At 36.8% G+C, this 22,619-nt stretch carries 26 protein-coding genes; 17 read left to right on the top strand and 9 right to left on the bottom strand.

Annotated features, from left to right (window positions below):
- Window positions 1-618 precede the first annotated feature (618 nt).
- The 4 genes from ODE14_RS18690 to ODE14_RS18675 are packed head-to-tail and all read left to right on the top strand — an operon-like array spanning window position 619 to window position 3,873.
- A complete protein-coding gene (locus ODE14_RS18690; RefSeq protein WP_248394504.1) occupies window positions 619-1,245 on the top strand; it encodes an NUDIX hydrolase in 627 nt (208 codons plus the stop codon).
- 27 nt (window positions 1,246-1,272) lie between these two features.
- The gene (locus tag ODE14_RS18685) at window positions 1,273-2,073 is read left to right on the top strand and encodes a lysophospholipid acyltransferase family protein (RefSeq protein WP_248394505.1); all 801 of its coding nucleotides are present in this window, start codon (window positions 1,273-1,275) and stop codon (window positions 2,071-2,073) included.
- Window positions 2,074-2,091: 18 nt separating this feature from the next.
- Window positions 2,092-2,529 carry a hypothetical protein gene (locus ODE14_RS18680; protein ID WP_248394506.1) on the top strand — a complete coding sequence of 146 codons (438 nt, stop codon included), beginning with the start codon at window positions 2,092-2,094 and terminating at the stop codon, window positions 2,527-2,529.
- A gap of 6 nt (window positions 2,530-2,535) precedes the next feature.
- A complete protein-coding gene (locus ODE14_RS18675; RefSeq protein ID WP_263602483.1) occupies window positions 2,536-3,873 on the top strand; it encodes a UDP-N-acetylmuramate--L-alanine ligase in 1,338 nt (445 codons plus the stop codon).
- A 52-nt stretch (window positions 3,874-3,925) separates the two neighbouring features.
- On the opposite strand, the gene ODE14_RS18670 is transcribed toward ODE14_RS18675, so the two are convergent.
- The 4 genes from ODE14_RS18670 to ODE14_RS18655 form a co-directional block, all read right to left on the bottom strand.
- Window positions 3,926-4,375 carry a lipocalin family protein gene (locus tag ODE14_RS18670; protein ID WP_263602482.1) on the bottom strand — a complete coding sequence of 150 codons (450 nt, stop codon included), beginning with the start codon at window positions 4,373-4,375 and terminating at the stop codon, window positions 3,926-3,928.
- A 91-nt stretch (window positions 4,376-4,466) separates the two neighbouring features.
- Window positions 4,467-4,745, bottom strand: a complete 279-nt coding sequence (locus ODE14_RS18665) for a RebB family R body protein (RefSeq protein ID WP_263602481.1) — start codon at window positions 4,743-4,745, stop codon at window positions 4,467-4,469.
- A gap of 99 nt (window positions 4,746-4,844) precedes the next feature.
- Window positions 4,845-5,720 carry an aldo/keto reductase gene (locus tag ODE14_RS18660; RefSeq protein ID WP_263602480.1) on the bottom strand — a complete coding sequence of 292 codons (876 nt, stop codon included), beginning with the start codon at window positions 5,718-5,720 and terminating at the stop codon, window positions 4,845-4,847.
- Window positions 5,721-5,754: 34 nt separating this feature from the next.
- Window positions 5,755-6,660, bottom strand: coding sequence for a LysR family transcriptional regulator (locus tag ODE14_RS18655; RefSeq protein WP_248394514.1), 906 nt, complete (start codon window positions 6,658-6,660; stop codon window positions 5,755-5,757).
- Between the two features lie 222 nt (window positions 6,661-6,882).
- On the opposite strand from ODE14_RS18655, the gene ODE14_RS18650 reads away from it, so the two are divergent.
- From ODE14_RS18650 to ODE14_RS18640, 3 genes are all read left to right on the top strand, one after another.
- A complete protein-coding gene (locus ODE14_RS18650; protein ID WP_248394517.1) occupies window positions 6,883-7,497 on the top strand; it encodes an NAD(P)H-dependent oxidoreductase in 615 nt (204 codons plus the stop codon).
- A complete protein-coding gene (locus ODE14_RS18645; RefSeq protein ID WP_263602479.1) occupies window positions 7,497-7,784 on the top strand; it encodes a putative quinol monooxygenase in 288 nt (95 codons plus the stop codon). Before ODE14_RS18650 ends, ODE14_RS18645 begins: the two co-directional genes overlap by 1 nt.
- A gap of 75 nt (window positions 7,785-7,859) precedes the next feature.
- Window positions 7,860-8,366 carry a PPC domain-containing DNA-binding protein gene (locus ODE14_RS18640; protein ID WP_248394521.1) on the top strand — a complete coding sequence of 169 codons (507 nt, stop codon included), beginning with the start codon at window positions 7,860-7,862 and terminating at the stop codon, window positions 8,364-8,366.
- A gap of 50 nt (window positions 8,367-8,416) precedes the next feature.
- Here the strand turns inward: ODE14_RS18640 and ODE14_RS18635 are convergent, their stop codons facing one another.
- Together ODE14_RS18635 and ODE14_RS18630 are read right to left on the bottom strand one after the other, a co-directional pair.
- Window positions 8,417-8,860, bottom strand: coding sequence for a carboxymuconolactone decarboxylase family protein (locus tag ODE14_RS18635; RefSeq protein WP_248394522.1), 444 nt, complete (start codon window positions 8,858-8,860; stop codon window positions 8,417-8,419).
- A gap of 65 nt (window positions 8,861-8,925) precedes the next feature.
- Entirely contained in the window at window positions 8,926-9,498 is a 573-nt protein-coding gene (locus tag ODE14_RS18630; protein WP_248394523.1) for a Crp/Fnr family transcriptional regulator, read from the bottom strand.
- Window positions 9,499-9,563: 65 nt separating this feature from the next.
- Between ODE14_RS18630 and ODE14_RS18625 the strand changes: the two genes are divergently transcribed.
- Window positions 9,564-9,929, top strand: coding sequence for a DUF1304 domain-containing protein (locus ODE14_RS18625; RefSeq protein ID WP_248394524.1), 366 nt, complete (start codon window positions 9,564-9,566; stop codon window positions 9,927-9,929).
- A 305-nt stretch (window positions 9,930-10,234) separates the two neighbouring features.
- Here the strand turns inward: ODE14_RS18625 and ODE14_RS18620 are convergent, their stop codons facing one another.
- The gene (locus ODE14_RS18620; protein WP_248394525.1) at window positions 10,235-10,702 is read right to left on the bottom strand and encodes a redoxin domain-containing protein; all 468 of its coding nucleotides are present in this window, start codon (window positions 10,700-10,702) and stop codon (window positions 10,235-10,237) included.
- 266 nt (window positions 10,703-10,968) lie between these two features.
- On the bottom strand, window positions 10,969-13,038 hold the full coding sequence (locus tag ODE14_RS18615; RefSeq protein WP_263602478.1) for a TonB-dependent receptor plug domain-containing protein: 2,070 nt from the start codon (window positions 13,036-13,038) through the stop codon (window positions 10,969-10,971).
- A gap of 122 nt (window positions 13,039-13,160) precedes the next feature.
- On the opposite strand from ODE14_RS18615, the gene ODE14_RS18610 reads away from it, so the two are divergent.
- The 7 genes from ODE14_RS18610 (at window position 13,161) to ODE14_RS18580 (ending at window position 20,347) form a co-directional block, all read left to right on the top strand.
- Complete coding sequence (locus ODE14_RS18610) at window positions 13,161-14,348, top strand: homogentisate 1,2-dioxygenase (protein WP_263602477.1); 1,188 nt, start codon at window positions 13,161-13,163, stop codon at window positions 14,346-14,348.
- A gap of 174 nt (window positions 14,349-14,522) precedes the next feature.
- Entirely contained in the window at window positions 14,523-15,797 is a 1,275-nt protein-coding gene (locus tag ODE14_RS18605; protein ID WP_248394528.1) for an acetyl-CoA hydrolase/transferase family protein, read from the top strand.
- Window positions 15,798-16,003: 206 nt separating this feature from the next.
- Window positions 16,004-17,134 (top strand): 4-hydroxyphenylpyruvate dioxygenase, encoded by a 1,131-nt coding sequence (hppD, locus tag ODE14_RS18600; protein ID WP_263602476.1) that lies wholly within the window; start codon window positions 16,004-16,006, stop codon window positions 17,132-17,134.
- Window positions 17,135-17,203: 69 nt separating this feature from the next.
- On the top strand, window positions 17,204-17,680 hold the full coding sequence (locus ODE14_RS18595; RefSeq protein WP_248394531.1) for a hypothetical protein: 477 nt from the start codon (window positions 17,204-17,206) through the stop codon (window positions 17,678-17,680).
- Between the two features lie 103 nt (window positions 17,681-17,783).
- Window positions 17,784-19,031: a fumarylacetoacetase gene (gene fahA, locus ODE14_RS18590; protein WP_263602475.1), complete on the top strand. Its 1,248-nt coding sequence runs from the start codon at window positions 17,784-17,786 to the stop codon at window positions 19,029-19,031.
- 28 nt (window positions 19,032-19,059) lie between these two features.
- Complete coding sequence (locus ODE14_RS18585; protein ID WP_263602474.1) at window positions 19,060-19,392, top strand: GxxExxY protein; 333 nt, start codon at window positions 19,060-19,062, stop codon at window positions 19,390-19,392.
- A gap of 133 nt (window positions 19,393-19,525) precedes the next feature.
- Complete coding sequence (locus ODE14_RS18580; protein ID WP_263602473.1) at window positions 19,526-20,347, top strand: flavin reductase family protein; 822 nt, start codon at window positions 19,526-19,528, stop codon at window positions 20,345-20,347.
- 78 nt (window positions 20,348-20,425) lie between these two features.
- Here ODE14_RS18580 and ODE14_RS18575 read toward each other — a convergent pair whose 3' ends face one another.
- Window positions 20,426-21,274: an alpha/beta hydrolase family protein gene (locus ODE14_RS18575; protein WP_263602472.1), complete on the bottom strand. Its 849-nt coding sequence runs from the start codon at window positions 21,272-21,274 to the stop codon at window positions 20,426-20,428.
- A 153-nt stretch (window positions 21,275-21,427) separates the two neighbouring features.
- On the opposite strand from ODE14_RS18575, the gene ODE14_RS18570 reads away from it, so the two are divergent.
- Entirely contained in the window at window positions 21,428-22,201 is a 774-nt protein-coding gene (locus ODE14_RS18570; protein WP_263602471.1) for a HipA family kinase, read from the top strand.
- Complete coding sequence (locus tag ODE14_RS18565; protein WP_263602470.1) at window positions 22,188-22,571, top strand: DUF3037 domain-containing protein; 384 nt, start codon at window positions 22,188-22,190, stop codon at window positions 22,569-22,571. Before ODE14_RS18570 ends, ODE14_RS18565 begins: the two co-directional genes overlap by 14 nt.
- Window positions 22,572-22,619 lie beyond the last annotated feature (48 nt).

Genomic DNA, 22,619 nt, shown 5'->3' with positions numbered 1-22,619 from the left:
GAGACTTATCTTAATACAATCCTAATTATTAAAGCATAAAGTTTAACATTCTGTTCATAATAAACCTTAAACCGCTGAGTCTTAATCAGAATAATTTTAAACTTATGTTTGGTTTCTGAGGTTTAGAGTATGAGCGTTGGAGAGTATCAGGCGTTGAAGTACCCGTTTAAGGCTTTGTGTTTATTATATTATATGAATTTATCGCAGGGCTGAGTCCGGCGCTGTTATATATCGCCCCTTCAGGGCTCGGAAAAATCAGGTTTGCAGTCTTGGTAAACGCAACAGCTAAGGATAAGGAACGAGTATTTTGAAATAAAAGGATTTCCAGTATTACCACGTCAACCATCCTAGCCCGGATAGTAGCGGATACCCCACAGCAAGCTTCGGAAAGCTCAGGACCAAGCAAGAGAAGTAAAGGCGCGAGGAGTAGCAGCGGATAGCCGGATCAAGCTCCTGAAAATGAGAGTTGGTGAGTCTGAGAGTGAAATTGAAACATGAATGTATTTTGTTATACAATACTATTATATATAAGTACCATATTATTTATGATATTTATGTCGATGATTATAAAAATGTTGTACCGCTTCCTTTCTTCAAAATATATTATTAAATTTGGATATGAGTTTTGGAAAAGATTTATTAAGGAAAATCAAAATCACAGAATTGCCTGGAGAGAATGCACACGGAGTCTTCTCGCCACCCTACCGCCCGGTTTTCACCTATGAAGAAGTTTTAACGAAAAACCCCAGGTTTGCTGCCGTAAATATCATTTTGTATCTTAAAAATGATGAATGGCATTTTCCCCTGATTCAAAGAACCGTAAATGAGCACGACAGGCACAGCGGACAAATTTCCTTACCTGGCGGTAAACGTGAGGAAATGGACAGGGATTTTGCCGAGACCGCTATTCGTGAAACATCAGAGGAAATAGGCATCGAAAAACATTATGTACGGATCATCCGCGAAATGTCACCCATCTATATTCCGCCAAGTAATTTTTATGTGTATCCTTATATATCATACACGAAGAAAAATCCTGAATTTATCTTACAGCAGAGCGAGGCAGTGGAGGTCATAGAATTTCCGATTACCTGCTTTCTGGGTCTCCCTGATGAACCGGAAATCATGGCTCTTCCTACAGCAGGAGGAAGTGAAGTGCCCGTGATTAATTTCAACGGGTATATCATCTGGGGCGCAACAGCGATGATATTAAGCGAATTCAGCCAGTTGCTGAAAAAAATGTAACTTTGCACCACTGTGTATAATTGAAAGATGGCGAAGAAAAATATTTTCACCGATGCGTTCGGAACTCCTTATTTTTTAAAAAGGTTAATTATTTTCATATTGGGAATCATATCGTACAGAAGATTCAACGGATTTAATAAGCTTAAAATTACGGGTACCGAAAATCTTGTGGATCTACCGGATTCTAATGTTTTGTTTGTGTCTAACCATCAGACGTATTTTGCGGATGTTGCAGCCATGTACCATGCATTCTGCTCTGTAAACAACGGTTACCTAAATACCATAAAAAATCCGATTTATCTTCTGAATCCTAAAATTGACTTCTATTATGTTGCTGCTGAAGAAACCATGAATAAAGGGATTCTTCCGAAAATATTTAAAATCGCCGGTGCGGTAACAGTAAAAAGAACCTGGAGGGCTGAAGGAAAGAATGTAAACCGAATGGTTGACATGAGCGAAGTGGATAATATTATGAAAGCCCTTGATAACGGTTGGGTTGCCACTTTTCCTCAGGGAACGACTTCTGCTTTCGCACAAGGAAGAAGAGGAACGGCAAAGCTGGTAAAAAATCAGCGCCCGATTGTTATTCCCATCAAAATAAACGGTTTCCGCAGGGCTTTTGATAAAAAAGGACTTCGTGTAAAGGTAACAGGTGTAAAACCTACCATGGAATTCAAGCCGCCATTGGATATTGATTACGACAAAGAAAACGCCCATGAAATTTTACATAAAATCATGACCGCCATTGAGCAGACAGAAGATTTCAATTTGCTGCACAATTATGATGAAGAATTAAAAGCTAAAAAATCTGAACAAAAAGATTCATAACATTAAAGTAAGAACATTATGAAAAGGATATTGGGAATCTTATTCGCAATCTTGGTATTGGTTTCATGCAACAGTCAGAAAATGTATTCGGATTTCGACATCAGCTATTCCAAAAGCGGAGGCTTTGCGCCGATTTACGAAAATCTTCTGATTAAAGGAAATAATGCCTTCTATTCTTTTGAAGGGCAGGGTAAAAAAATAAAACAGAATTTTAAAATTTCCAACGAAGATTTATACAGGCTGGAAAAAACGCTTTCACAAAACAATTTCAGACGAATAGAAGAAGACCATAAAAAGATTTATGATTTTATATCAACTTCTATTAACATAAAAAAAGGTCCTAATTCCGGCAGCAAGACAGACGCCAGTGCAATAATGCCGAATTATACAACCAACTGGACAAACATCACCCGTGTTTTCCAGGAGATTATTAATGCTAATGTTAAAAAACAGTAACAAATTTTGAAGACTCATTTCATCGCTATCGGCGGAAGTGCCATGCACAATCTTGCTATTGCATTAAAGGATAAAGGATATCAGGTTACAGGTTCTGATGACGCTATTTTTGAACCTTCCCGTACAAGACTTGAAAAAAGAGGCATTCTGCCCGAAGAATTAGGCTGGTTTCCTGAAAAAATAACGTCTGACCTGGATGCAGTTATTCTCGGCATGCATGCTCATCAGGATAATCCTGAACTTGCAAAAGCCAAAGAATTGGGGTTAAAAATATATTCTTATCCCGAATTTCTTTATGAGCAGTCAAAAAACAAAACAAGAGTTGTCATCGCAGGCTCTCACGGAAAAACAACCATCACCTCGATGATTCTTCATGTTCTGAATTTCCATCAGAAAGATGTAGATTATATGGTAGGAGCTCAGCTGGAAGGATTCGATTGTATGGTGAAATTAACCCGTGAAAATGATTTCATGGTACTTGAAGGCGACGAATACCTCTCCTCACCCATCGATCTGCGTTCTAAGTTTCTTCTCTATCAGCCGAATATTGCCTTAATGAGCGGAATTGCCTGGGATCATATCAATGTATTCAAAACTTTTGATGATTATGTAGATCAGTTCCGGAAATTTGTGGCAAGCATTACACCGGGTGGAATTCTTGTATATAACGAAGAGGATTCTGAAGTGGTAAAAGTGGTGGAAAATGCAGAAAATTATTTCAGAAAAATCCCTTACAATACACCTGAATACGAAATCAGCAATGGAAAAGTTCATCTGAAAACAGAAATGGGAGATGTTCCGCTTTCTGTTTTCGGAGCACATAATTTATTAAACCTTGAGGGAGCAAGACATATCTGCCATACATTGGGCATTATGGATGAAGATTTTTATGAGGCGATTATGAGTTTCAAAGGGGCTTCAAAACGTCTTGAGAAAGTAGAAAGGGAAGATCAAGGAATATTGTACAAAGATTTTGCTCACGCGCCAAGCAAAGTAAAAGCGGCGGTAAAAGCATTCTGCGAGCAATTTAAAAATGAAAAAAAATACGGTTTTCTGGAGCTTCATACCTATTCGAGTTTGAATCCTGTTTTCCTGGAACAGTACGATCATGCAATGGATGGTCTTGAGGAAGCTGTCGTTTTCTATTCTGAAGATGCTTTGAAAATCAAAAGAATGGAACCTATTTCCCCTGATCTGATCAAAGAAAAATTCAAAAATCAAAACCTGAGAGTTTTCACCAATGCTGAAGAACTTCACGCATATTGGGAAACTCTGGATAAGACCCATGGTGTATATCTGATGATGAGTTCCGGAAATTTCGGGGGTCTTGATCTTACAAAATAAATATATTGAATATAAAATAAGAACTCCTTTCAGACCGAAAGGAGTTCTTATTTTAATTGATTCTTTTATAGAAACGTCTTAGTACATCTTTGGTACCGTCGCCGTCAAAATCCTGGGTCCGGTCTTCAACCACCATACCGGTTTCATTAAGCTGCGTCACGAAATACGGATAATTTTCCTCATTTTCAAACCAGAATTTACCATTTCCTTTATCGAACGTATACTTCTTTGTTCCAGCATCCGTTTTTATACAGGTATTATTGTTCTGAGCATAAATAATCGAAAGAAGATGATCATAAGTAAACTCATAAGTACTTTTTTTCTCACAATCTGTGGAGAAAGAAGTTTGGATCTGCTGATTTAAAGACCTGTATATTTCAGCTTTTTCAATATACCATTCTCCGATAATTGAAGCTTTATTGCCGGGTTCCTGATCTTCATCATTCCCATTGCAGGAAATGAATGATAACAGCAGGACAAACGATAAAATTATTCTTTTCATGATTATACTTTAAGTCAGCAAAAATACAATGAATTTAAGCTTATTTAATGCGATCCGGTGAAATTCTCAGCCTTATTCATCGTTTCTGAACTTAACGATTCGTGCCACTGTTATTTAATATTTTTGCAATAGCAATTGCATCTGAAACAGTATCAAGACTATAAATCTGCATAACCCCCTGGTTACCGGCAGCCTGTGCCAATATATTCTGCTGATTCTGAGCGTTAACTGCATTTTGAAACATTAGTCCGGTAGAATGCGCAGCTGTCTGATAAACATTTCCCAGTGCCATCGCAGGAGATTCTCCCACAACTTTTACATTTGCCTGTGTCACAGAATCTGTAATTTGTTCGTTTACTTTTGTATCCATAATTTTAGTTTTTAGTGTATTGTAAAGTTAAATGATATTTTTAACAAAAAAAAGAAGCAATAAACATTTATTACTTCTTTATATTAATTGATATATTGCTTAAATATCTGCAACTGCATTCAGCATTTTTTCCTCCCAATCCGGATCTTTCGGATCAAAGAATAGTCTTTTTCCGGTATCTAAAGTACGGACAGTATTCATTTCATCTTCTGTTAATTCAAAATCAAAAACATTAAAATTTTCTTCGATTCTTGAAGGCGTAACCGATTTCGGAATTACACAGAACCCTTCCTGAAGATGCCATCTCAAAATAACCTGTGCTACGGTTTTTTTATATTTTTCACCAATAGCTTTCAACTTGTCGTTTTCGAGCAATCCTGCGTTTCCGTTCCCAAGCGGGCTCCAAGGCTGCGTAATAATATTATTCTGCTTATTATAGGCCTGGAGTTCCTTCTGCTGGAAAATCGGGTGCAGCTCAATCTGATTGATTACCGGAAGGATTTTGGCATTCGCTTTTAATTCTTCTAATTTCTCCACTGTAAAATTGCACACACCAATAGCTTTGATCTTTCCTTCATCATACAATTCTTCCATTGCTTTCCATGCTCCCAGGAAATCTGCGTACGGCCAGTGGATCAAATACATATCAAGATAATCCAGTTGCAGCCTGTCCAAAGTTCTCTGGAAAGCGCTTTTAGTCTTCTCATACGAAGTATCCTGAACCCATAGTTTTGACGTAATAAATAGCTGCTCACGATCTACTCCACTGTTTTTAATAGCATCTCCAACAGCCGTTTCATTTTGATAAATAGCAGCAGTATCAATCATTCTGTATCCTGTTTGGATGGCTTTGATAACTGCATTTTCACACTCTTTCAGATCTTCCATCTGCCATACTCCGAAACCTAAAGCCGGAATATCCACTCCGTTATTTAAGGTAATTACAGGCTGCCCTGCATATGTTTTCTTTTCCATAATTGTTAATTATCTATTTATGATTTATTATATACTAATTTTCCTTTTCCATCACTTTTCTGAACAATCCTTTAATATGAGCAATCTCATTCTGATAATTTGTCTTCTTACGACAGCCGAAATACAGTGTGTTTTTCAGCGGTTTTTTCCCTTCCCAGATTAACTGTATCTCGCCATCTTCAATTTCCTTTTTACAGAGGAAATCCGGAACTACGGCTAATCCGGATCCGCCTTTCAGGCAGCGTACAATAGAATTAAGATTCGGGACGATGTAATTGGGACGGAAGTTTGGCTTGTGACCAAAATTAAGAATCCAGAACTGAAAAAGATGCTCCATATCTCCGGCCGTTCCATACCATTTCTCATTTTTCAGCCATTCTTCCGCATGTTCTGTTCCTTCATTATTTAAAATATATTCAAACTCCCGGATGTCAACATCCTTTCCACCAACAAGAATGATCTGTTCTGAGGAAAATGCTTCGTGTTCGATATTCGGAGAAACACCTTTTTTCGGAGTAATAATCAAATCTAAAATTCCTTTGTCTAACTGATCGAGCATTTCCCGGTATTCCCCGAAACTGATGATAAGATTGAAAGGCAAACTGGAAACATACTGCTCCAAAGTAGTCTGGAAAGTCTCAAAACACATGCCGACACTAATGGTAGGCGTAAGCTTTTCCGTAGATTTCTGAAAGTTTTTTTCTACTTCCTCAAGTTTCGACAACGGTTCAGCAACAGCATTAAATAATACTTTTCCTCTTTCCGTAGGAATCATTCTCCTTCCGGTCCTGTCAAAGAGTTTATAGCCCACATATGCTTCCAGCGAACTGAGATGCAGACTTACTCCGGGTTGAGAAATAAATAAGGTATCCGCAGCTTCAGTGAGTGTTCCTGTTTTATAGATTGCTTTAAAAGTTCTGTACCATTCTAAATTAACCATAGGTATTACTTTTATGATGCAAAGTTATTCAAATAATTACCATTATGATATTCCAATAATCAATGAACATGATAAACCGTGTCTATATACAACTTAAAACATTCATTTTCAATTATTTATTCTAATTATTATTTAAATGATATTTAGCTATAATTTTTATTATTTTATTTATAGTAAAACTCATAATACCTTTGTACCGTAAAATTTAACAATCATAAGACAATGAAAAAAGTACTAATTATTAACGGAGGACAGAACTTCGGACATTCCGGAGGAAAATATAATCAGACCATTGCAGAAAACACCCTGGAAGTACTGAAAAATTTTGATAATGTGGAAGTTAAGATTACAAATATCAGTAAAGGTTACGACAAAAATGAAGAAGTTGAGAAATTTGTATGGGCAGACTACATTATTTACCATACCCCGATCTGGTGGTTTCAGCTTCCGAACGGATTTAAAAAATATATTGATGAAGTTTTCACAGCCGGACACGCCAAAGGAATTTATATGAATGACGGAAGAACTTCTGAAAATCCAAAAATCAATTACGGAACCGGAGGAATGCTGGGTGGAAGAAAATACATGGTAACCACAAGCTGGAACGCCCCTGAAACAGCTTTTACCCTTCCCGGAGAATTTTTCAATGAAACAAGTGTAGATAACGGGCCGTTATTTGGTTTCCATAGAATGAATGCTTTCGTATCATTAGAAAAAATGGAAAGCTTCCATTTCCATGATGTAGAGAAAAATGCAGATGTGGCGCGCGATATGAAACTTTACAGGGAACATCTTACCTCAGTTTTTAATAAAGAATTAAAACCACAGTTAGCATAATGAAAATATATTTAACCGCTATTATTAAAGCAAAAGAAGAATACAGAGCAGAAGTTCTGGAAGTTCTTCAGAATATGGTGAAAGAAACAGTGAAAGAAGAAGCCAACGAGCTTTACACACTTCATCAGAGTATCGAGGACAAAAACCATTTTATCTTCTATGAAGTCTGGAAAAGTGCAGAAGGCCTGGAAAAGCATAATCAACAACCTTATATTAAGGCATTTGGAAATTTAGTTGATGAGAAGCTTCTGGAAAAGCCGCAGATCTATAAGTCACAAATTATTTAGTTAAAGAATAGTATGGCAATGTGATATTATTCTGTTTGGTGTAAAAGTTTCATGGTATTATTAAATTATCTGATTATGAATACACTTAAAAATTTAATTCTTTTAGTAACAATCATAACAATGAACACCATTTTTGCGCAACAAAAAGATCCGTGCAGATATATTAAAACACCGTCCGGTTACCTGATGGTACTCAGACAGGGCGACGATGTACTTGCTCATATTGAAAACCTTGCAAAAGCAGAAAATACTCCCTCGGCCAGCTTTACGGGTATCGGATTTGCTGCTGAAGTTACTTTCGGGTTCTATGATTTCAAAGCCAAAAAATTTAACCCTAAAACATTTAAAAAAGTGGAAATGGGAAGCCTGACTGGTTCTATTGCATGGAATGAAAAAGATCCGTCTATTCATCTACATGGAATTGCTACTGACGAGAAATTCAATGCATTTGGAGGACACATTCTGTCACTTCATGTAGGAACAGGATCAATGGAAATTTACATCACTGTTAATGATAAAAAACTGGAACGAAAAGTCGAGCAGCCTTTGAATGCCAATGTCCTGCAGCTTAACTGTCCATAATTAAAAAGAGCTTTCCTTCATTGAAAAGCTCTTTTTTTATTAAATAAGGATTATTTCCCGATCGGCATATGGGTTGAAATTGCAATTCTGTTCCACATATTAATTACAATAGCCGCCATGATGATATCGGCAAGCTGACTTTCGTCAAAAATAGTTTTTGCTTTTTGATAGGTTTCTTCCGAAAGCCCTTTCTTATTGATTAGCGTAACTTCTTCCGTAATCTGTAAAATGATCTGCTCTTCTTCTGTGAATAATTCTTTTGCATCCCTCCATGCATTCAGCAGGAAAATCCTTTGTGGTGTTTCACCATACTTTATGGCATCTTTGGTGTGCATATTCAGGCAAAATGCACAGCCATTAATCTGTGAAGCTCTGATTTTGATTAATTCTTTCTGAATAGGTGTTAAAAAACTGTTCTGAAGAGATTCTTCCATTCCTATTCCTGCTTTGTAAGCAGCCGGGTGAACTGTTGTCCAGTTGAATCTTACGCTCATAATATTTTGTTTTAAATTTCTGAGACAAAGTTCCGATTTAGAAATGCTAAAAATCTTAAACCAGTTTAAGAACGTAATTTGGCTCTGATTTCACTTAAATATTCCGGAGTGAAGCCAAGAAAAGAAGCAATTAAGTACTGTGGAATTCTCTGTATAAACCACGGATACTGGGTACTGAAATGCACATACAACTCTTCCCTGGAAAATTCATAAAGATACCGTATCCTCCTTTCTGCCGCGGCATAAGCCCTTTGATAAATCATCCTGAAATAACGTTCCATCACCGGATGTTTTGTCAGCAGCGCTTCCTGGGATTGGAAATCGATCTTCAGGATTACTGATTTTTCAACTGCCTGAATACTGAAATCGGATTTTATCTGTCTCTCGTATGCAAAGGTATCAGTGATCCACCAGTTTTCTATGGCAAATTCTGTCGTTTGTTCAATTCCTTTTTCGTTAATAAAAAACTTTCTCAAACAGCCTTTAACAACAAAAAACATAGACCGGCAGATTTCTCCTTCAGACATCAGATCCTGCTTTTTCTTTACCTCCAAAACCTGAAAGTAAGAAATCACGGAAGAAAATTCTTCATCATCAATCCCGATAAATTTATCCAGATGTTGTTTAAAAGTTTCCATTCTTTAAATTATATAATCAAACTTAACTTTATTTTTTTAGTTTTACAATCACAAAACACGTTATCATGGAAATTGTAGCCAAAATCTTAATTGCAGCGGTAGCTCTTGAACATCTTTATATTCTCTGGATGGAAATGTTCGCCTGGGAAACCAAAGGTAAAGAAGTGTTCAAATCCGCCTTACCTCCGGAAATGTTTAAACCTACCAAAGGATTAGCAGCCAACCAGGGACTGTACAATGGTTTTCTTGCAGCAGGATTACTCTGGACTTTCCTTATCAAAGATCCCGAATGGCAGACTAATATTGCTCTATTTTTCCTGGGATGTGTTGCGATAGCCGGAATTTACGGAGCTGTTTCAGCCACCAAAAAGATCTTTTTTGTTCAGGCATTACCGGCGATTCTGGCGATTGTTGCTGTACTTTTAAAATAATTGAGGAGCTTTTTCCTGCTTTCGCTACTCGCTTTTTCATTTTTCGGCGGCTTTGCCGCCGAAAAATGAAAAGAGCTCAACCACGCCGCTCAATCAGGGCTAAAATTCCCGACAGTATTATAACTGGCTGAAACACATATAACCTGCTTAAAAATAAAAAAATAAAATAGGAGGAATTTATATTGATATTATTGTCTTTAGACATCTGTACTCTTAAAGTATTGTTTAGATCTTTTTCAGGATGACAACTATGAAATAATAATTTAAGTGAAAAAATCTGCGAAATCCGGGAGATTTGTGCGGAACTAAAAATCCAAAATCTCATCAAGCTTTTTCTTCATCTTTTCAGGGGTAAATAATCCCTCATGGTATTCAGCCAAATTTCCATTGACATCCAAAATAATCCACAGCGGATAAACAGGCTGACTTTTATTTTTAGATAATGCCAAAACTAACTCATGGATTCCGGAATTTCCATTGGATACATAATTAAATTCTTCTCCCTGAAAACGAATGGGCTCTTTCATTTTTTCCGCCTCAAAATTGATGAAATGAAAATTTTCATTGATTAATTTTACCAGATCTTTATCTTTATTCAATTCAAAAAATTCAATCTTACAAACCTGGCACCAACTTGTATATATATGAATAATAACGGGTTTGGAATTTTCTTTCTGCGGAACTTCCAAATCCGAAAAAGTGCCTGTTTTTATCTGTGAAAGACAAAAAGAAGGCACTAGCATTAAAAATAAAAATATTGTTAAACTTTTCATTACATTATTTTTTCTACCGCAAAAGAGACAAAAGATTTGAACCTTTTTTTAGATTTTTAAAATAATTCTTTTGCTTCTTTTGCGGTTAATCTTATTTTAAACTTGAAACATCCAATTTCCTTTCTCATTAAATGAAACAAAGAATTAATTTAATTAAGTGACCGGTCCAAGCTTCGCGTAGCAAATTTATTTGCCTTTGCCTTCTAAAAAATGATCAGTTTTAATATAATCTTTGCGTCAAAACTTTTAATATTCAATTATAATTGTTATTTCAAAATATATTTAATTCCCAAAAAGCCTCTTATTTTCTGCATCGGAGCATATCCGTATGTGGTATCAAAAGTATAACGATTAGGATTGGTTACGGGATCATCCACATACCTGTCGAAAGGGTCAAACGGTCTCATCAAAGGATCTTTCGGGGTAAAATTAAACAGATTCTTGACTCCGCAATACACTTCAAATCCGGATTTAAAAGCCCTCGAAACCTGAATATTTGCCAGCGTATAAAACGGTGAATATTCCGGGCGATAGTCATTCGGTAAAACAGGCAACCTCATCGGTCCGTAAAACTGTCCTGTAAAGTCTATAACAAAATTACCTGCAAATTTATACGTTATATTATAGGTGCCACTCCATTTCGGAGCGTGAAGTTGCTGCGATTTCTCTTTCTCATCATCAAATTTCTGGTAAACATCAAGGTATGTAATTCCTAAACCAACACTCAAAGGAAAATTGAAAATGTAATCTACATTCAGTGATGCACCTCTTGAAATTCCGTAGCCATTCAGATTATCATAAATAATCTTTTCAGGATCAGTATCAAAATCTCCTACAATCTTATTGCTGAAATAGGTATAAAAAGCGGAAGCATCGAGATTGATCAGACTTTTTCCTGCGGGAATTTTCCAGATGTAATTCAGGTTTCCGTTAACCGATTTTTCCGGTTTTAAATCAGACTGAATAAACACTTCTCGCGAACCGGTAAGTGCGGCATGATCTTCAGTAAAAAGATTCACGACACGAAATCCAGTCCCGAAATTAAACCGCAGCGCATGATAAGGATTGGGAGAGAATTTCCACGCAAAACGGGGCGAGTGTACCGCATGATGAACTTTATCATAATCAAACCGATATCCTATCAATATCGTATTTTTATCATTAACCTCCCATTGATCCTGCACAAAAATTCCGAATATAGGAGATTTCATGGGCGCATTTGTAAAACCGTCAGAAGATAAAGTTCCCGGTGTATTGTCGTCATAAAATGTTCTTTTGAAGGTAAATCCTGCAGTAAGATCATGATTTCCGAATTTTTTATCCCAGAAAGTCTGCACAAATAGTACCTCCTGTTTTGCTGTAAAAGGATTATTCCCGTAAAATGAATTCTGATCATGAAAATTATATGAAAATTGAGTGATAATATTTTCTTTTACAGGCCACTGATAGGTCCCAAATGCTTCTACCCGGCTGGTGTAAATACTTTCGCCGTAAATTACATCACTTCCCCGGTAGCTGCGGTTCCACTGCATTTCTCCCCCGAAGCGGTCTTCATATAAATACCGCAATGCAAAGCTGGCCTGACGGTTTTCCTTACGTACAAAATTCCATTTATTAAAAATTGAAATTCGGTTCTGCAGTGCCCCATCCGTAAAGTTGTCTTTATTTTCGTCAAATCTTTTCTCGAAATTAAAATAATTGAGGCTTAATAAAGAAGCGACCTTTTTACCAAAGTTAAATTTAGTGGAAAGATCCATATTATTCTCACTCCATGTAGTCGTCATCACATCAACACTTAATTTCGGGGCTGTTAATGCATTTTTAGTAATAATATTGATCACACCGCCCATTGCTTCAGAACCATAAATAGAAGAAGCCGGACCTTTTACCACTTCAATCCTATCCACCAGACTGTTTGGTATTCCGCTCAGTCCGTACACGGTGGAAAGTGAACTTACGATCGGCATTCCATCAATTAAAATCATGGTATAAGGACCTTCAAGACCGTTAATATGAATATCTCCCGTATTGCAGACTGAACAGTTAAGCTGGGGTTTAACACCGTTCACCATAGAAATAGCTTCAAAAATGTTCGGCGTAGGATTTTTCTGGAAAAACTTTTGGCTGTAAATCTCTACGGCTACCGGACTTTTTGATCTGCTTACCGGCTTTATTGTTCCTGTAATAATGACATCATCAATATTCTGTGTTTTTACGGTTTCAGGTAAAACTTTTAACACATCCTGCTCACCGGAAGATTTCATTTCCAGGCTGTCAGTATTTTGGGAAAAGCACCAGATCGGTAAAAAGAACAAAAAATATAGTATTCGTCTCATGAAATTAAAATTGTTAGACAAAACTAACAATTATTTTTTAATTACAAAACTCTTCTCCGAATATTGTTTAAATTCAATTCATGAAAAAGTATTACATTTGAAAAACGACATATAAAAGTAAAATGAGATATCATCAGTCGGGAAATATTCCCCAAAAAAGACATACGATTTTCAAATCTCCGGAAGATAAATTTTACTATGAACAGCTTTTCGGAACGGAAGGTTTTCATGGAATTTCTTCTTTATTGTATCACATTCATCGGCCTACTCAGATCAAATCCATTGGTGAAGCCAAAGATGTAACGCCCAAAATTGCTGTTGCCAAAAATGTAACACCAAGAATGTTCAAGGGGATGAATGTAACGCCTGAAGATGATTTTTTAGACAGCAGAAAATTTCTCATGGTCAATAATGACCTTAAAATGGGGCTTTCCAAACCGAGGAAATCCACAGATTATTTTTATAAAAATGCAGAATGTGACGAACTTCTATTTGTGCATAATGGAAGCGGCATCCTCAAAACATTTGTCGGCAACCTTGAATTTTCTGTAGGTGATTATTTAATTATCCCGAGAGGAACGATTTACCAGGTAGAACTTAATTCTGAAGATACTGTTTTCTTCGTCCTGGAAAGCCACTCTCCGATTTACACCCCGAAAAGATACAGAAATGAGTTTGGCCAGCTGCTGGAGCATTCTCCATTTTGTGAAAGAGATATCGTTGCACCAATTTTCGTGGAACCGAAAGATGAAAAAGGAGAATTTTTAATTAAAGTAAAAAAGGAAAACCAGATTACCGATTTTATTTATGCCACGCATCCTTTCGATGTTGTAGGCTGGGACGGTTATTTTTATCCTTATAAATTCAACATCAAAAATTTTGAACCGATTACGGGAAGAATTCACCAGCCACCTCCGGTTCACCAGAATTTTGAAGGCCATAACTTTGTGGTGTGTTCATTCTGTGCAAGAATGTACGATTACCATCCGCTGGCCATTCCTGCTCCTTATAACCATTCCAATATCGATTCTGATGAAGTTTTATTCTATACAGAAGGCGATTTCATGAGCAGGAATCATATTGACCTGATGGATTTCACGCTCCATCCGGGAGGAATTGTTCACGGGCCGCATCCCGGAGCGATGGAAAGAAGCATCGGGAAAAAATTCACCGAAGAATACGCGGTGATGGTCGACCCTTTCAAACCACTTAAAATCACGGAAGAAGCTTTAAAAGTGGAAGATCCGTCTTATAAAACCTCGTGGCTAGAAGAACAGGACAAAACGATGGAAGACCGTTCTCAGGAGTAATTTAAAAAAAATAAGAAGCACATAATTTAAACCTATATAAGACCGATGCACCTCCATCGGTTTTTTTATTGATTTAATCCGGCCTAAACATGACAAAAATCTTTACATATTCGGTATTAATAAAAACAATTAAACCTATCTTTAAGTCAGAGAAAAATTTATAAAAAAATCAATATGTACAATTATATCAGTGCAGAGGAAGCCATTTATACCATTAAAAGCGGAAACCGCGTATTTTTCCACGGAAGCGCATGTACACCCAACCATCTTATTGATGAACTGGCAAGACAATCCCACCGGTTGGAAAATGTTGAAATGGTTTCCATAACCCAGCAAGGAAATGTTGAAATTGCCAAACCTCAGTATAAAGATAAATTTTTTGTCAATTCCCTGTTTGTTTCTTCACCGGTAAGAGACGCTGTCAATTCAGACAGAGGAGATTTTGTTCCTGTTTTTTTAAGTGAAATTCCGATTCTTTTCAGAAAAAACATTCTTCCGCTGGATGTTGCTTTAATTACCGTTTCACCACCCGATAAGCATGGATTCTGTACTTTGGGAACTTCCGTAGATGTTGCCAGAGCAGCTGTAGACACAGCAAAAATTATTGTAGCAATTGTTAATCCTCTAATGCCGAGAACCCACGGTGACGGAATGATTCATATCAGCAGAATAAACAAACTCGTATGGCATGAAGAAGAGCTTCCAACCGTTGATTACGGATCAAAAGTAGGCCCTGAAGAAATGGAGGTCGGAAAAAATGTAGCCGAACTTATCGAAGACCGTTCTACTTTGCAAATGGGTATCGGGACGATTCCTGATGCAGTTTTAAAATGTCTGGGAAATCACAAAGACCTTGGTGTACATACCGAAATGCTGAGCGACGGGGTGGTTGATTTGATTCAAAATGATGTCATCAACAATAAATATAAAGGTTATAACGACAATAAAACCATTACCAGTTTTTGTTTCGGGACCAGGAAGCTTTATGATTATGTAGATGACAATACGGTTTTTTCATTTGATGATGTAAGTACGGTAAATTTCCCGATCAATATCATGAGAAATAAAAAAATGGTAGCCATTAACTCAGCTATTGAGATCGATCTTACCGGGCAGGTCTGTGCAGATTCCATCGGAACCATGCAATACAGCGGGATCGGCGGACAGATGGATTTTATGAGAGGGGCCGCATTAAGTGAAGACGGAAAACCGATCATTGCTATCACCTCAAGAACAAAAAAAGGAGTTTCCAGGATTGTACCTTATTTAAAGCCGGGTGCGGGAGTTGTAACGACAAGAGGACATATTCACTGGGTGGTTACAGAGTACGGAACTGCGTATTTGTATGGTAAAAATTTAAAGCAAAGAGCGCAGGAGCTCATCAGCATCGCGCATCCTGATGACCGGGAAATGCTGGAAAGAGCGGCTTACGAAAGATTTAAACATTAAAATCAATTTTTGCACTTACTACTGATTTTGTAAACTTTTGACAGTCTTTTTAAGCGTAATAATTTTTTATTTCTTTTGCGGTTTAAAAATAAAATTCTCGCATTTTGTTTTTATTAAAATTTAACTAACAACTGTTTGTTTTCAATTTTAAAAGTTTCGCAAAATTTTGTAATTTGCAAACAATATATAAAAGTAAAAATAGAAATATGTCAACACTTACATTTGCCGAAAAAATTGCTCAAGCAGAGAATTTTTTACCGATTAACGGTACAGATTACATTGAGTTCTATGTAGGAAATGCAAAACAGGCTGCGCATTATTATAAAACCGCTTTCGGTTTCCAGTCTGTAGCATATGCCGGTCCTGAAACCGGCGTGAGAGATCGTGCTTCATACGTTCTTCAGCAGGGAAAAATCAGATTGGTGCTTACCACTGGATTAAAATCTGATTCCCCGATAAACGAACACGTAAAAAAGCATGGTGACGGAGTTAAAATTTTGGCACTTTGGGTGGATGACGCTTATAAAGCATTCGAAGAAACAACCAAAAGAGGAGGTAAACCGTATCTGGAACCGATGACAATTACCGATGAAAACGGTGAAGTAAGAATGTCCGGAATCTATACATATGGAGAAACCGTACACATGTTCATCGAAAGAAAAAACTATACAGGTCCTTTCATGCCGGGTTACGAAAAATGGGAAAGTGACTACAAACCTGAAGAAGCAGGCCTATTATATGTAGATCACTGTGTAGGAAATGTAGACTGGAATAGAATGGTTCCAACGGTAGAATGGTATGAAAAAGTAATGGGATTCGTAAACATCCTTTCTTTCGATGACAAACAGATCAATACAGAATATTCTGCGCTGATGTCTAAAGTAATGTCAAACGGGAACGGATACGCAAAATTCCCGATCAACGAACCGGCTGAAGGGAAAAAGAAATCTCAGGTAGAAGAATATCTTGATTTCTATGAGGGAGAAGGCGTACAGCATATTGCGGTAGCAACAAAAGATATTATCCATACAGTAACAGAACTGAAGAGACGTGGTGTGGAATTCCTTTCCGCTCCGCCAGAAGCTTATTACGATATGGTTCCTGAAAGAGTGGGACATATTGATGAGGATCTTAAGAAACTTCAGGAGTTAGGCATCCTTATTGATCATGATGAAGAAGGGTATTTATTACAGATCTTTACAAAACCTGTGGAAGACCGCCCTACTCTTTTCTTTGAAATCATTGAAAGACACGGTGCACAAAGCTTCGGAGCAGGAAACTTCAAAGCATTGTTCGAAGCGCTGGAAAGAGAACAGGAAAGAAGAGGAAATCTTTAATTTTAATAACAATATAAAGTTTTGTCAGGATCGAAAGTCTTGACAAAACTTTTTTATAAGCACATCATTATGAGGAAAACATTATTAGCAATTTTATTTGCCGGAACAATATGTACTGCAAAAGCACAGTACGGAACAATGGATCAGATTCTTACCCGGCTTGAAGAAAGATCAGGCGTTAACCAGAATCTGGAATCCGTAAATATTGACGATAAAAAATTTGTTTTCATCAAAGATGAGGCAGACCATATGGAAAGGGATTTTATTATTATCAAGGGAAATAAAGCCACTTACGTAGAAGTATTTGACGACAAAGCAACCGGAAAGAGTACTTCCAATGTTTTCTCGGGAGATATTATTAGAAAGAAAAACATTATTTCTCTTAGGGCAGACATGCTCGAGAATAAGAAAGTACCTATCCCGCTTACCAAGACATTACTTTTAACAAAACAGGACAATATTCTCTATCTTATTGATGTCAATACAAAAGCCAGATGGATTGATGAAGCGTCCCTTTCTGTTAACAAATCTAAATCAAAAAAATAAATACTTTGAAATTTTTGAGTAAGCAAAACTCAGAATCAATTCAAAATTATTTTAATTAAAAATCGTAACGGATTTTGATATAAATCCACCTAAACTCTAAATTATGAAATCATTTGTAGAATATTCCGCAGATTCAGACTTCTCTATACATAATATCCCTTTCGGTGTTGCCGTTTTCAACAAAGAATATATCGGCTGCTGTACGAGAATCGGTGACCAGGTTGTAGACCTTGCCACGCTTTATGACTACGGTTATTTTGAAGAAATCGAAGGTCTTATAGACAATGTATTTGAAGCGTATACTTTAAACGAATTTATCGAACTTGGAAAACCGATAACCAATGCGGTCCGATTGAAAATCCAGGAACTGCTGAAGGAGGATTCTATACTTTCCAAAGATGAAAAGACTATTGAAGAAGCATTTTATGATTTGGATAAAGTAAAAATGATGATGCCGGTACACATTCCGAATTATACAGATTTTTACAGCAGTATTGAGCATGCTACCAATGTAGGAAAAATGTTTAGAGATCCTGCCAACGCTTTATTGCCCAACTGGAAACATCTGCCCGTAGGCTATCACGGAAGAGCTTCGTCAATCGTTGTGTCAGGAACGGAAATCAACCGACCAAAAGGCCAGATGAAACCTGCCGATGTTGAAAAACCGGTATTCGGTCCTTGCAAACAGCTAGATTTTGAACTGGAAATGGCATTCATCATCAACAAAAATACAGAAATGGGAGAAAGTATTTCTACAAAAGATGCCGAAGACGCAATTTTTGGAATGGTGGTTTTTAATGACTGGTCTGCAAGAGATATTCAGTCTTGGGAATATGTCCCGCTGGGGCCATTTCTCGCTAAAAACTTTGGGTCGTCAGTATCACCTTGGGTAGTTACTCTGGAAGCATTAGAGCTATTCAGAACAGCTTCGCCTGTACAAGATCCTGAAGTGTTGGACTATTTAAAATTTGAAGGAGATAAAAATTATGATATCAACCTCGAAGTTTACATTCAGCCTGAAAATGGTGAACAAAATCTTATTTGTGAGAGCAATTACAAACACATGTACTGGAACATGACCCAGCAGCTCGCACATCACACCGTAAACGGGTGCAACGTTGAAGTTGGAGATATGTACGCCAGCGGAACCATCTCGGGAAGCGATCCTAAATCTTTCGGTTCTATGCTTGAATTGACTTGGAGAGGCCAAAATCCTATCACTTTAAGCAATGGAGAAGAAAGAAAATTCATCAATGACAATGATACCGTTACCATGAAAGCATGGGCTGAAAAAGACGGGATTCGTGTTGGTTTCGGTGAAGTTTCGGGTAAAATTATTCCAGCAAAATAGTTTAACCACAAAAGTCACAAAAGCTTTAATGATCACACAAGCTGATTTAACTGATTTAACTTACAAGATTAATGGCGCTTGCATAGAAGTTCACAAAATTTTAGGAGCCGGATTATTGGAAAGTGTATATCATAAATGTCTAGAAGAAGAACTTAAATTAAGACAGCTTGAATTTAAGTCAGAGTTTAAAATTCCTATTATTTATAAAGGTAAAAATCTTGAATGTGACTTCTTTTGTGATTTTTTAATTGAAGATTTAATTGTACTTGAATTAAAAGCAGTTTCAGAACTGAAAGAAATTCACCGTGCACAAGTTTTAAATTATATTAACTTAATGAAAAACCCAAAGGCATATTGGTAATTTTAATGTAAAAATTTATATCATAATGGACATGAAACTTTTGTAAATAAATATTACGATATGCTTTTGTGATCTTGAAAAGATTTAAAATTATTTTCATAAAACTTTTGTGACTTTTGTGGTTAATAAAAAAATGAAAACACTCATCCCATCCGAAATAACTCCAGTACAGCTGCAGACCGTAATGCAGACTGCTATCTCACCGAGGCCGATTGCCCTGGCTTCCACGGTAGATGAAAATGGTAACAGCAATCTATCGCCGTTCAGTTTCTTTAATATGTTCAGTACGGTTCCTCCGATTTTGATCTTTTCACCATCGAGAAGAGTGCGCGACAATACAACAAAACATACCCTGGAAAATATCCTTAAGGTTTCTGAAGTCGTTATAGGAACTGTAAATTTTCCGATTGTACAGCAAATTTCATTAGCCTCTACCGAATATGGGGACGGTGTAAATGAATTCATTAAATCCGGGCTGACCATGAAAGATGCTGATCTGGTTACCCCAAAACTGGTTGAAGAGTGCCCTGTCAATTTTGAATGTAAGGTTTTAGAAGTAAAACCATTAGGAGACAAAGGCGGTGCAGGAAATCTAGTGATTTGTGAAGTGCAGAAAATTCATATCAGGGAAGAATACCTTAATGAAGAAGGAAATCTAGATCAGGCAAAACTCGATATGGTTGCACGCTTAGGAAGCAACTGGTACTCAAGAAATAACGAAAGTAATCTTTTTGAAGTTCCAAAACCTCTTGTAACAAAAGGAATTGGCTTTGATCTTCTTCCTGATGAAATTAAATTCAGTAAAGTATTTACAGGAAACGATTTGGGAATGTTGGCTAATATAGAAGTTTTACCAGAAGGGAATTTTCATTCCGACGAAACCATCCATAAGAGTGCACAGCTGCTTCTTTTGGAAAGCAAAATTGATGAAGCCTGGAAAATTTTAATAAAATAAATATAGCAAAAGCCAGAAATTTCACAGCCTTAAAAGAATAGTAACCTTTCTCTTTACTTCTGGCTTTTTATGTTATTGTTATTCATTGACTATTTTTTCATTAATGAAGTCAATACATCTTTCAACTGCATTATTTAAATATACAGGCAGCGAGATTTCTTCCCACGGTTCTTTTGCGCCAAACGTATGGTCAGCATTTTCTATTAAATAAAGTTCGGAATTCGGATGCAGAAGATGAAGATGCTCAGCATTTTTCACGCTTACGCTTTCATCATTAGTTCCATGAATAATCAGAAAATGTGCCTTAGCCATTTCAGTTGCTCTTTCAACATCAAAACGATGAATATCTTTTTCATAATCTTCATAAAATTGATAGTAGTGTGGCATCTCCTGTTTGGTTCTTCCGTTGACAACATAATAAATGCCTTCATTTTTCCATTGCTCAAAGGCTTCATTTTTGGGAAAGCGATCCAGTGTATCGACACTGGCAAGCGTGATCAATCCATTAATTCTCTCATCTTCATAAGTTTTAATGATAGAAATTCCTCCTCCCCTGCTATGGCCTATTAGAATAATTTTATGATCATCAACTTTCTCATGTTTACTAAAATAATCTATGACCACGCCAAGATCAGAAAGTTCTTTTGAATAATTATTGTTCCCAAATGACTCAAGATCAGCAAAATTATGGGGATCTTCAATAGTAGTTCCGTTATGCGAAAAATTAAATTTAACAAAGAAAAATCCTGCTTCAGAAAATTTCTCCGCCATTAAATCCCACGCACCCCAGTCTTTATAGCCTTTATAGCCGTGTACAAAAATAACAAGTGGTAATTGTTTTTCTTCTTCGGGATAAAATGCATCCGCAAGAAAATCTTTGGTTTCAGGGTTTGAAATAATAATATTCTGCTTTTTTGTGATCTCCATTTTTACTTTTTTAAACTTTAAATATCTCAAACTCGAAAAATTTCCCGACTTTTTTAAAAAGACATATATAAGATAAATTTAACAGTGAGATTATTTTACCTAAAAATAGTATAAATAGAAATAAACACAAAGTAAAAATCTTATTTTTGCGGTATGTTGAATTTAAGAACAGTCACGGTCATGCGTTACATCCTGCCTCTTCGGGAAGGAGGTTCTCTCCCCGCTCTGGCAGAAGCTGATGATGATTTTAAATATGTTTTAAAATTCCGTGGCGCGGGTCACGGTGTTAAAATGCTGATTTCTGAACTTTTAGGCGGAAAAATCACCGAAGCTTTAGGATTACAGATTCCCGAGCTGGTTTTTGTAAACCTCGACGTCGATTTCGGAAGGACTGAAGCAGATGAAGAAATTCAGGACCTGCTGAAATTTTCTGAAGGTCTGAATCTCGGGTTACATTATCTGTCCGGATCTATTGCTTACGATCCGAGTGTAAAAATCGATCCGCTGCTGGCATCAAAAATCGTTTGGCTGGATGCTTTCATTACTAATATCGACCGTACTTTCAAGAATACCAATCTTTTGATGTGGCATAAAGAATTATGGGTGATTGATAATGGTGCATCCTTTTACTTCCATCATTCCTGGCAGAATTTTGATACTGCTGCAAAAACACCTTTTAAATACGTTAAGGATCACGTTCTTCTGCCTCAGGCTACACAGCTGGATGAAGCAGACCGATTTGCAAAAGAGCATCTGAACGAAAATATTTTCAGGGAAATTGTAAACCTTATCCCGGAAAACTGGCTGCATTGGGAAGATGCTGATGAAAGCCCGGAAGAAATCCGTGAAATTTATTTTAATTTCCTGAAAACAAGACTGGAACATTCTGAAATCTTTTTAAACGAAGCCAAAAATGCAAGAGGATAAAATTTACGAATACGCTGTAATACGCTTGGTTCCAAAGGTTGAAAGAGAAGAGTTTTTCAACATCGGGCTGATCATGTTCTCTAAAAAAGAAAAATATATCAGGGTGGGTTATTATCTGTGTCCGGATAAATTCAGGTTAATGCGAAGCAAGCTTGATTATGATGATATTATTCAAAATCTTAAAAGTTTCCAGAAAATAGCAGACGGAGATCAGGAAGGCGGACCTATTGCAAAGCTGGATATCCCGGAACGTTTTCGCTGGCTGACAGCAGTACGAAGTTCTGTTGTACAGACTTCAAGACCTCATCCGGGAAAATCAAAAGATCTTGAGAAGACGTTTGAAAAGCTCTTTGATGAGCTTATTCTTTAAGAGCAGTTAAAACAGCATTTTTTTGGTAAAGTTTTTGAGGGGTTTGAG

The sequence above is a fragment of the Chryseobacterium sp. PET-29 genome (assembly GCF_025736815.1).
GTDB classification, from domain to species: Bacteria; Bacteroidota; Bacteroidia; order Flavobacteriales; family Weeksellaceae; genus Chryseobacterium; species Chryseobacterium nepalense.
The sequence above is the reverse complement of the archived record's forward strand: the minus strand, read 5'-3'. Positions and strand labels throughout refer to the sequence as shown.